The sequence below is a fragment of the Flavobacterium macrobrachii genome (assembly GCF_014486675.1).
Taxonomy (GTDB): Bacteria; Bacteroidota; Bacteroidia; order Flavobacteriales; family Flavobacteriaceae; genus Flavobacterium; species Flavobacterium macrobrachii.
The window spans coordinates 1-9218 of sequence record NZ_JACTAC010000095.1 but is presented as its reverse complement, the minus strand read 5'-3'; the positions used below and the strand labels follow the sequence as shown (position 1 = coordinate 9218).

Annotated in this window: 12 protein-coding genes; 7 read left to right on the top strand and 5 right to left on the bottom strand. The window is 31.4% G+C overall.

Translation table 11 applies throughout. The features are described from left to right. Nucleotides 1–445: 445 nt before the first annotated feature. The gene (locus IAI56_RS14510; protein ID WP_187658551.1) at nt 446–1018 is read right to left on the bottom strand and encodes a DUF3109 family protein; all 573 of its coding nucleotides are present in this window, start codon (nt 1016–1018) and stop codon (nt 446–448) included. A 101-nt stretch (nt 1019–1119) separates the two neighbouring features. On the opposite strand from IAI56_RS14510, the gene IAI56_RS14505 reads away from it, so the two are divergent. Genes IAI56_RS14505 through IAI56_RS14495 form a run of 3 tightly spaced genes read left to right on the top strand, consistent with a single transcriptional unit; the run spans nt 1120 to nt 2550 of the window. Further along, nucleotides 1120–1695, top strand: a complete 576-nt coding sequence (locus IAI56_RS14505) for a MarC family protein (RefSeq protein ID WP_187658550.1) — start codon at nt 1120–1122, stop codon at nt 1693–1695. Between the two features lie 39 nt (nt 1696–1734). After that, nucleotides 1735–1932, top strand: a complete 198-nt coding sequence (locus IAI56_RS14500) for a hypothetical protein (protein ID WP_187658549.1) — start codon at nt 1735–1737, stop codon at nt 1930–1932. A gap of 9 nt (nt 1933–1941) precedes the next feature. Beyond that, nucleotides 1942–2550, top strand: coding sequence for an FAD-dependent oxidoreductase (locus IAI56_RS14495; RefSeq protein WP_187658548.1), 609 nt, complete (start codon nt 1942–1944; stop codon nt 2548–2550). A gap of 1 nt (nt 2551) precedes the next feature. Here the strand turns inward: IAI56_RS14495 and IAI56_RS14490 are convergent, their stop codons facing one another. The 3 genes from IAI56_RS14490 to IAI56_RS14480 all read right to left on the bottom strand — a co-directional run bounded on the left by IAI56_RS14490 (nt 2552) and on the right by IAI56_RS14480 (nt 5350). Continuing rightward, nucleotides 2552–4120, bottom strand: coding sequence for a S41 family peptidase (locus IAI56_RS14490; protein ID WP_187658547.1), 1569 nt, complete (start codon nt 4118–4120; stop codon nt 2552–2554). Nucleotides 4121–4135: 15 nt separating this feature from the next. After that, nucleotides 4136–4567: a deoxycytidylate deaminase gene (locus IAI56_RS14485; RefSeq protein WP_187658546.1), complete on the bottom strand. Its 432-nt coding sequence runs from the start codon at nt 4565–4567 to the stop codon at nt 4136–4138. A 189-nt stretch (nt 4568–4756) separates the two neighbouring features. Beyond that, complete coding sequence (locus IAI56_RS14480) at nt 4757–5350, bottom strand: HupE/UreJ family protein (RefSeq protein WP_187658545.1); 594 nt, start codon at nt 5348–5350, stop codon at nt 4757–4759. Between the two features lie 135 nt (nt 5351–5485). On the opposite strand from IAI56_RS14480, the gene IAI56_RS14475 reads away from it, so the two are divergent. Then, the gene (locus IAI56_RS14475; protein ID WP_187658544.1) at nt 5486–5917 is read left to right on the top strand and encodes a tellurite resistance TerB family protein; all 432 of its coding nucleotides are present in this window, start codon (nt 5486–5488) and stop codon (nt 5915–5917) included. Nucleotides 5918–5958: 41 nt separating this feature from the next. On the opposite strand, the gene IAI56_RS14470 is transcribed toward IAI56_RS14475, so the two are convergent. Further along, on the bottom strand, nt 5959–6192 hold the full coding sequence (locus IAI56_RS14470) for a helix-turn-helix domain-containing protein (RefSeq protein ID WP_187658543.1): 234 nt from the start codon (nt 6190–6192) through the stop codon (nt 5959–5961). Between the two features lie 202 nt (nt 6193–6394). Between IAI56_RS14470 and IAI56_RS14465 the strand changes: the two genes are divergently transcribed. From IAI56_RS14465 to IAI56_RS14455, 3 genes are all read left to right on the top strand, one after another. Continuing rightward, on the top strand, nt 6395–7966 hold the full coding sequence (locus tag IAI56_RS14465) for a T6SS effector amidase Tae4 family protein (RefSeq protein ID WP_187658542.1): 1572 nt from the start codon (nt 6395–6397) through the stop codon (nt 7964–7966). A gap of 6 nt (nt 7967–7972) precedes the next feature. Continuing rightward, on the top strand, nt 7973–8575 hold the full coding sequence (locus tag IAI56_RS14460) for a hypothetical protein (RefSeq protein ID WP_187658541.1): 603 nt from the start codon (nt 7973–7975) through the stop codon (nt 8573–8575). A 250-nt stretch (nt 8576–8825) separates the two neighbouring features. Further along, nucleotides 8826–9077, top strand: coding sequence for a hypothetical protein (locus IAI56_RS14455; RefSeq protein WP_187658540.1), 252 nt, complete (start codon nt 8826–8828; stop codon nt 9075–9077). The last annotated feature ends 141 nt before the right edge of the window (nt 9078–9218 follow it).

Below are 9218 nucleotides of genomic sequence, written 5' to 3'. Positions count from 1 at the left end.
ATTAATTTGTAACTTGCTTCAAGGTTGCTCATAATTGTATTTGATTGGTAGTCAATACAATGTACTAATTTTTAGTGTTTTGAGCAACTTTTTTTATAATGCACTACGGGTTAAATCAAATAAGAAAGTCGCTTAGAAAGCCTAAAAATAGCCTTGTAAGTATAGAAGAGTTTTGTGAGTATACAGGATTAAAAATAGAAGAGGTGAGAGGCGCTATAATAGATTAATGTTCATTTTTTAAACAAGTTGTTTCATTTTTTAATTCAAGTTTTGTATATTTGATAAGTCATCAAAAGACATTAAAATTGAATAAAATTAAAGGGGCACAATTCGGGGTACTTTAAAAAGTAAACGCAAGAATCCTTTGAATTATAAGGCATACGAGATTGGGTTAGACTCCCATCTTCTCCACATAAAAAAGCCGAAGTCTAAAACTTCGGCTTTTTTATTTTTCGTTTTTCAATTCTTCGGCTACTTTTTCTAAATCAGCATACCATTCAGTTCCAAATTTTCTAATTAAAGCTTCTTTAACGAATTTATAAACAGGAACTTGTAATTCTTTTCCCAAAGTACAAGCATCGTTACAAATATCCCAACGATCATAATTCACGGCAGCAAAAGTTGAAAAATCTTTTACTCTAATGGGATATAAATGACAAGAAACAGGTTTTTTCCAATCTACAATTCCTTGATTGTAAGCTTGTTCAATACCACAAAGTGCTGTTTTTCCATCAAAAATCACATAAGCACAATCTTTATTATCAATCAAAGGCGTTTCTAAATCTTGATCGGTTCCAACAACCCAAGTTCCTAATCTTTCGATAGCTTCAATACCTTCTTTGCGAAGAAATGGCTTTACTTTTGGATAAATTTCTTCTAAAATTTTAGTTTCTTCTTTGCTTAAAGGTGCGCCAGCATCACCATCAACACAACATGCACCATGACAAGCCGAAAGATTGCACACAAAGTCTTTTTCTAAAATATCTTCTGAAACGATTGTTTTTCCTAGTTGGAACATTTTTCTTGAATTAGAATGCAAAGGTACGATTTGCCGTTAAAATATTTGTAAAAACCTCGTTTATCCTTTTGAAATAGAATAATTTTGCAAAAAAAATTACCATGAATATTGATTTTAGAGAAATAGTAACGGCAACAATGGTTCTTTTTGCAGTAATAGATATTGTTGGAAGTATTCCAATTATCATCGATTTAAGAACAAGATTTGGTCATATTCAATCAGAGAAAGCGTCAATTGTTTCGGCAGTAATTATGATTTCGTTTTTATTTGTAGGAGAAGAAATTTTAAAATTAATTGGAATTGATGTCAATTCGTTTGCCGTTGCTGGAGCGTTTGTTTTATTCTTTTTAGCCTTAGAAATGATTTTAGGTATTCGATTGTATCGTGATGAAGAAGCTAATTCGGCATCGATTGTCCCGATTGCTTTTCCATTGATTGCTGGTGCTGGAACGATGACAACATTGCTTTCGCTTCGAGCAGAGTTTCATTCGATAAATATTATTATAGCTATTTTGTTGAATATTATTTTGGTTTATGCCGTATTAAAATCGTCTTCCAAAATTGAAAAAATGTTGAGTAAAAACGGACTAAGTATTATTAGAAAAGTTTTTGGAGTTGTACTTTTGGCAATTGCTGTTAAATTATTTGCGGCTAATGTTAAAGGTTTATTCGTTTAAATCTCAAATTTGTACTTTTGTATCATAAAGTTTTACTTAATGAAAATTTTCACTACCATATTAATAGTTGTCGCTTTTGCATTAATCGTTTTTAATGTAACGCTTTTGGATTTTGAAAACCCATTAGAAGGCGAAAGTTTAGTTGCTTTGATTGGAATAGCTGCAGCATTGTGTGCGGTTTTTATTCTTTTGATTTTTAGAATGTCAAAAAAAATCGAAGACAAATTAAAAAACTAATTTCTACCTATGTTTGATGTTTTGATAATTGGCGGTGGCGTTTCTGGAATGTCATGTGCTTTGGTTTTGGGTTCTGCTCATAAAAAGCCATTTGTAATCGATAAAAAAATTGGCATCATAACACACCAAAAAGCTTCGTCGCTTCAAGATGCGCTTTTCAATAATGCTTATGGAATTCCGGCTGGAAAATTGGGTTCAGAACTTTTAACAGAAAGTATTGAGCATTTGAAAAATCAATATGCGCATATTGACCAAATTGAAGGCGAAAAAGTTTTAAAAATCGAAGGTGAAGCAGGCAATTTTACTGTTGTTACCAATAAAAAAAGCTATTCATCCAAAATAGTTGTCATTGGTATTAGTGCTGGAAATCCGTTTACCATTGAAGGTTTGGAAGAATACGTTGTACCACATCAAAAAACAATTCCCGAGAAAAACCGAATTCAATTAAAAAATACTGACCATAAAGTAACCGAAGGTGTTTATGTTACCGGAACTTTAGCAGGTTGGAGAAGTCAACTTTCTATTGCTTCAGGAAGCGGCGCAGCTGTTGCTACCGATATTTTGACGCTTTGGAACAATGGAGTTCATGTTCAAGTTCATGACAGTATTAGGAAATAAATTACTTCAAAACCGCTTTAATCATTAAATCGTCTTTCAACAAAATTTGATAATACTGTGTTTCTCCAAAAAGTTGTCGCGCAAATTCAGCAGTTAAATGCGTGTTTACTATTTGCTTATTGTTGTTAAGTTTGATGTCTAATCCAGCATTTTTAAGGTAGCTTTCAAACTTTGAAATAAAGCTATCGTCTTTTTCAAAATTGGTTAAAAAAGTTGTGTAAGTCATATTTTTAAATGCATTTCTGTCTTTGTCAATTTGTTCAAATACAAAATGATCAACAACACCCGAATTTAATAGGTAAGCCAAACCTTCTTCGCCTTTTTTTACTTCAAGAGGCACAAAAATATCGGGAACGATTCCGCCACCTCCATAAACGATTCGTCCTTTTTTGGTTTTAAATTTTAGCGAATCGGCAACTTTAATTTTGTCTTTGGTATATAATTCGCCGTTTTCAAAACGCGTTTCAAAATCATGACTGTATTTTTCACCTTCGCCTTTGGTATAAGGTTTTTGAATCGATCGACCGCTTGGTGTATAATATCGAGCTGTGGTTAATCGAACGGCTGAACCATCATCAAAATCCATTTCGCGTTGCACCAAACCTTTTCCAAATGAACGTCGACCAACAATTGTTCCTCTATCATTATCTTGAATTGCTCCAGCCAAAATTTCGCTAGCAGAAGCCGAATTTTCATCGATTAAAATAGTGACTTTTCCATTTTCAAAAATACCTTTGTCAGTAGCAAATGTTTCGTTGGTAAATCCTTTTTTGTTTTTGGTAAAAACAATTAGTTCGTCTTTTTTCAGAAATTCATCGGCAATTTCTACTGCTTTTTCCAAATATCCGCCGCCATTGTTTCTAACGTCTATGATAATACTGTTCGCGCCTTTTTTCTTCAACTGATTTAATCCAGTAATGAATTCATCATACGTGTTTTCGGCAAAGCGATTGATTTTGATATAACCCGTATTTTTGTTGAGCAACAATGCAATATCAACACTTTTGATAGGTACATTTCCGCGAGTAACGGTAATGTTTATCTTTTTGTTTTCGGTTTTTCTAAAAACGGTCAAGTTTACTTTGCTTCCTTCGTCTCCTTTTAGCTTACTAAATAAACTGTCTGATGGTAAATTTCTGTCAAAAAGTTTTGTTTTTCCAGCATATAAAATTCGATCACCAGCTTGAATTCCAGCTTTTGCAGCTGGACCATTTGGTAAGGGATTTACAACGGTAACGGAATCTTTATACATGTAGAAATTTACACCAATACCAACAAAGTTACCTTTCATAATCTCGGCTTCGGTGGCTTGTTCACTTGGTGGAATGTAAATGGAATGTGGATCAAGTTTTTCTAAAATACTATTTACTGTCAAATCTACAATCGAATCAGAATTAACATTGTCAACATATTCGTTATCGATGAAATCAATCAGTCGGTTTAGTTTAGCTTGACTAGCATTTTTTGGAGAAAGTTTTCGATTAGGAAAATTAATCATACCGCCAATCATGATGCCAAGTGCAACGCATGAAAATAGCAATATAGGTAAATATTTTTCCTTTGATTTCATTGTTTTGAAAACGAATTAAACTTCTAAATCTTTTATTTGAACAACTTCTACACCAGCTTTTACTAGAAAGTCCAATCCGGAGTCATCGCGATAACCGTTATGGAAAACAACACGTTTGATTCCTGATTGATGGATGAGTTTACTGCATTCTTTGCAAGGCGAAAGTGTGATATAAAGGGTTGCGTTTTCGCAGGTTTGGGTTGAACGCGCTACTTTTGAAATGGCATTGGCTTCGGCGTGAAGAACATACCATTTGGTTAAACCTTCGTCGTCTTCGCAGCAGTTTTCAAAACCAGATGGTGTTCCGTTATAACCATCGGAAATTATCATTCTATCGCGAACGATGATGGCACCAACTTGTTTGCGTTTGCAATAGGAAAGTTTGCTCCATTCGGTTGCTATTCTAAGATAGGCAACGTCGTATTTGTGTTGTTTTTGTTCTTTCATAAAATTCAAATGGTTTCCTTTTTAGCCCCGATGGAAATGGAAATCCTTTTTGTTTTTTTTGCAATTGCACCTCGACTGCGCACGGTGTGACAAAAAACAAAAAGATTGTAATGAACAGCGGGAAAAAGGATAACAAAGATACCTAAACGATTCGCTTCTAGAAATAGTTTAAGATTTATTTAGTTAAATTTAATTTTGCCAAATTTCGCTTTGGAGAATCATTGGTGTTACAACTCCAATGATGAAAGCTGAAACGGTTAAAATCCAGTCGCGTTTTGAGAATTTGAATAGGGTTTGAAAGATAAAAGCTAGAATTAACGTGGCAATAACAATGATGATTTGGGCAGCTTCGATTCCTAGTGCAAATTCAAACATGGGTAATAATTTGTCGGTTGCTGAACCAGAAAGTATGCTGTTGAAATAGTTGGAAAAGCCCAATCCGTGAATAATTCCGAAGAAAAGTGTCACGAAACCAAGGAAGGTCATGTTGTCTTTTTTGGCAGATTTTCCGGTGGAATAGATATTAAAAATTGCGGTGATTAATATCGTTATTGGAATTAAAAATTCGATAAAGGTTGGGTTGATTTTTACAATTCCAAAAACAGCAAGAAAAAGTGAAAAAGTATGTCCAAGCGTGAAAAGTGAAACAAGGATTAGTATTCGTTTCCAAGCTTTGGCATCATATGGAACGGTTAATGCGAGTAAAAATAAGACATGGTCATAAGCATTTATGTCGAGCACATGCTTTAAGCCAATATTGAAGTAAATCCAAAAATCAGACATAGCAAAAGTAGTTTTAGGTATGTAAACTTAGTAAAAAAATTAAAATCGAGTTAGAAATTAGCTCAAAACATTGTGGGTTGACTTTATTAGATTGGGAAATTGAATTATATTTGCACAACTAAAACCAATAGTATTATGTCGATTTCAGATTTATTTGATAGTGAATTTAAGAATAGAAACAAAGGTCATTTTTCGGCTATTGTTCGTGTTGCAATTGCCGATGGCGATTTGAGTAAAGAGGAAAAAGAATTTTTGGATAAATTGGCTAGTCAGTTAGAAATTTCTGCGGCTGAGTATGAAGAAATTTTAGAAAATCCTCTAAAATATCCTATCAATCCACCGTATTTGCATTCGCAACGTTTGGAGCGTTTGTATGATTTGTCAAGAATGGTTTATGTAGATCATATTCTTGGACCAAAGCAAAAAGAAATTTTAACCAAATTTGCTTTGGCACTTGGTTTTACTCCAGGAAACGTTCCTTTTATCATTGATAAAGCGTTGTCACTTTTAGTTATGAATGTAGATTTGGATACGTTTGTTTACGAAATGACACACATGAATAAGTAAAAACAGAAACTCCCGAAGAAAATTTCTCGGGAGTTTTTTTATTATTTTATTTCAAAATCAAATAATTCTTTAACAGAAATATCTAATGCTTCGGCTAAGACTTTAACAGTTGATATTGTTGTGTTAATTTCTCCTCTTTCAATCCTTCCTATTTGAGAAATAGGAATATCGGCTGTGAACGCTAAAACTTCTTGGGAAAGATTTTTATTTAAGCGAATTTGCTTTAAATTTTCTCCAAACTTCTTGATATACTTGATGTCTTTTACATTGTTCACTTTGTAAAATTGAACAAAGCATTAAAAATTTTTAAACGCATATATGCGCTATTAAAATTTATTTTTTATATTTGAAAGAAAATTAGTAGTTTTAACAAAAGTTAGATGTCAAAATTAAGTATAAATACGTATTTCATATTTGAGTTGCTGTTACTACTTTTAAAAAAAGTATTTATTAATCCTGACCAAACTAAATTATTTTATGAAGCAACACATTAAAACAATCCAATTTCTAGTAATTGCCCTTTTCACAATTATGCTGAGTAGTTGTAGTGATGATTTGTATCATCAAGGTTCAAAACCAGCAGCAAAAAACGAAACAGTTTCCATTGAAGAATTCAAAAGAAATACAGGATTACACAATTTTAGTAAAACCTTTAAAATTCCAAAAGATAATACTATCGCATATCGTAATGCAGATGGAAGTTATGAGGTGAGTGATTTTGACATCAATTTTGACTACATAAAACAAGTTGTGGTAGAAAACAAAATAAGTTATACTTTCAATATTGTACCTAAAATTGTAACCAGTAAAAGTATCTTTAATCTCGTTGTTTACAACCATGATGGCAATTGGGAAACATCGATTTTGGAATTAATTCCCACTGATGAAAACTTTGACAAACTTTTAGCAGGTATTGACAATGAATTTGAAGGCAGTATTAGACAAGTTTATGCGTCAAGAGTGCAACAAGACTGCAATATTATTGCCTACAACATAGTTAAATGTATCGATCCTAACTCAGTGAAATGTAGAATTGAGTGCGACAAATGCGCAGATTGCTTAAAATTAATTTTTTTTGCAGTCTGTAATGGAAATGATATTGTTCAACCACTTTACGTACTTCCCGGAAGTAGTGGCGGAGGTAGTATTGGATCAGGAAGCGGATTAAGTGATCCTAGCGGTTATATTTTTGACCCAAATATGTATGAACTAGGAAGTAAAAAATACCAACAAGCAAAAAACGCAGCTGAATTTTGGCATGGATTGTCTGTAAGCCAGCAACAATGGGTTTATGGAAATGAAAACGAAAATAATTTTGAAACTTATAGAGATATTATTGCTTATATCAATAGACCTGAAAATATAAATAATACTGTTGTAAGGAATTTTGGTAATTGGGCCATAACTTATTTTATGAACAATCCATCTGTTTCTTGGGAAAAGTTTAAAAATTGGTTTATGGCACCAAGAGAAGGTACTGAGGATACTGGTATTTTAAATCTTGATGAGCTAAATTTAGCTTTTCAACAACAAAACCTTCCTAGTTTTGATGACTTTTTACTAGCATATCCTTCTCATTATGATGACGAATATTCTACATCTCTAAAAATGTACACAGCTGTTGGTGGAAATGTTTTAAGTAAATATAATCAAGGTGCAAGAAATACCTGTGCACTAAGAGTTTCAAGAGCATTAAATTATTCTGGTATAAATATTCCAGAAATAAATGGAGTAACAATTAAAGGGGCTGACAACAAAAATTATTTTTTAGTTGCAAAAAACTTATTATCATGGATGAAAAGTACTTTTGGTACTCCGACAGGAGATAATTTATTAAACGGAACCCAAGGAGGAGTTAATGGTGAAAATTTCCCAAATTTGCTTAGTGGCAAACAAGGTATTTATATTATGATACCTAATGATACTAGCTCGAATGGTTTTAATGCTTCGGGTCATGCAGATATTTATTTTGACAATGAATGTGACGGAGGATGTTATTTTAGTGCTACTGGTGGTATAAATAAAATTTATTTTTGGGAGTTAAATTGAGAAAGAATGAAAAAAGAAATATTAATTATGTTGATGATTTTGTTTGTTAATCAAAATTTTTCTAATACGTTAAAAATGGAATATTTTATCTACAAAGATAAAAAAATAGAGTACTTATATAATAAATCAATCAATAAGAATGATTTATGTAAATTATTTATAAAATCTACTAAGAATGAAATAAATTTTTATAATTATTTCAATAAATGTATTAAACAAAAGAAAATAAAAAACACGGATATATTTACATTAGTGATTTCTGATGATTATAAAGGTCAAGAGGAAGATATTGTAACTAAGTTTATTATACACATTCAACAAAAGTATAAACTAATAGATAAAAAAATTGATGTGTTTTCTAATGCTGATTTTTTTAAACTTTATAATGAAGAACAAAAAAGAATAAATGAGTTAAAAAAGAATCATATTAAAAAAAGAAGAGAATTAGCTTTAGCACAAAAAAAGGAAACAGACTCAAACAAATTAAAAATTATTAAAGCCGAAATAAAAGAATTAAAGATTATTCAAACGAAAAACCTAGACAATTTAAATTCTATAAACTCACTAACAATTGTCAAAAATGAAACAAGCTTTTGTGATTTTTTGTAGAATTAAATAGATTAATAATAGTGATGTTTTTAAAAACATTTGATACAAAAGTTAATTCTATAATCATATGAAAAAGATAATAGTAAGATTTGTTATGTTATTTTTAATTCTCTCTTGTAATACATACAGAAGAGATAAGTTTGCGTATAATTTAGGTCAAAACAAGGAGCAATGGATAAATAATTATAAGACAGAATTTTTTATTAAATGTTTACAGTACGGATATAAAAATGATTCTATAATAAAATTCATGTCAAGAGAAGATATTCTTTATTATCTACCAAATCCATTAGAGTTTCAGCATAAGGAAATAGAGATTATCGCATTTAAGATTATAAATGAAATGCCCAAACCAATCTATCCAAATTGTGATGATTGTAATGAAGTTGAAGAGGCTAAAAAAAAACTTATCTGTGCAAACTGTTTGAATTATTATGCCAGTAAAGAACTAGACTCTATAGCCAAGATAGCTTATGCTAAAAGTATAAAAATTCCCCTTTAGTGCGAGCATGACGCATACAGCTTCAAGCAAATTAAAATTACCTTAAACAACATACTTTTTTTGAGAATAAGGTTTATTTTGTACAATATAGGACTTGTGTAAACAACTTAAGTGGGTAAAAACAAAAACTCCCGACAAATT

Coding starts and splice junctions, on each gene's coding strand:
- IAI56_RS14510 (WP_187658551.1), bottom strand. CDS start 1,018: ATGTTCCAACTAGGAAAAACAATCGTTTCAGAAGATATTTTAGAAAAA.
- IAI56_RS14505 (WP_187658550.1), top strand. CDS start 1,120: ATGAATATTGATTTTAGAGAAATAGTAACGGCAACAATGGTTCTTTTT.
- IAI56_RS14500 (WP_187658549.1), top strand. CDS start 1,735: ATGAAAATTTTCACTACCATATTAATAGTTGTCGCTTTTGCATTAATC.
- IAI56_RS14495 (WP_187658548.1), top strand. CDS start 1,942: ATGTTTGATGTTTTGATAATTGGCGGTGGCGTTTCTGGAATGTCATGT.
- IAI56_RS14490 (WP_187658547.1), bottom strand. CDS start 4,120: ATGAAATCAAAGGAAAAATATTTACCTATATTGCTATTTTCATGCGTT.
- IAI56_RS14485 (WP_187658546.1), bottom strand. CDS start 4,567: ATGAAAGAACAAAAACAACACAAATACGACGTTGCCTATCTTAGAATA.
- IAI56_RS14480 (WP_187658545.1), bottom strand. CDS start 5,350: ATGTCTGATTTTTGGATTTACTTCAATATTGGCTTAAAGCATGTGCTC.
- IAI56_RS14475 (WP_187658544.1), top strand. CDS start 5,486: ATGTCGATTTCAGATTTATTTGATAGTGAATTTAAGAATAGAAACAAA.
- IAI56_RS14465 (WP_187658542.1), top strand. CDS start 6,395: ATGAAGCAACACATTAAAACAATCCAATTTCTAGTAATTGCCCTTTTC.
- IAI56_RS14460 (WP_187658541.1), top strand. CDS start 7,973: ATGAAAAAAGAAATATTAATTATGTTGATGATTTTGTTTGTTAATCAA.
- IAI56_RS14455 (WP_187658540.1), top strand. CDS start 8,826: ATGTCAAGAGAAGATATTCTTTATTATCTACCAAATCCATTAGAGTTT.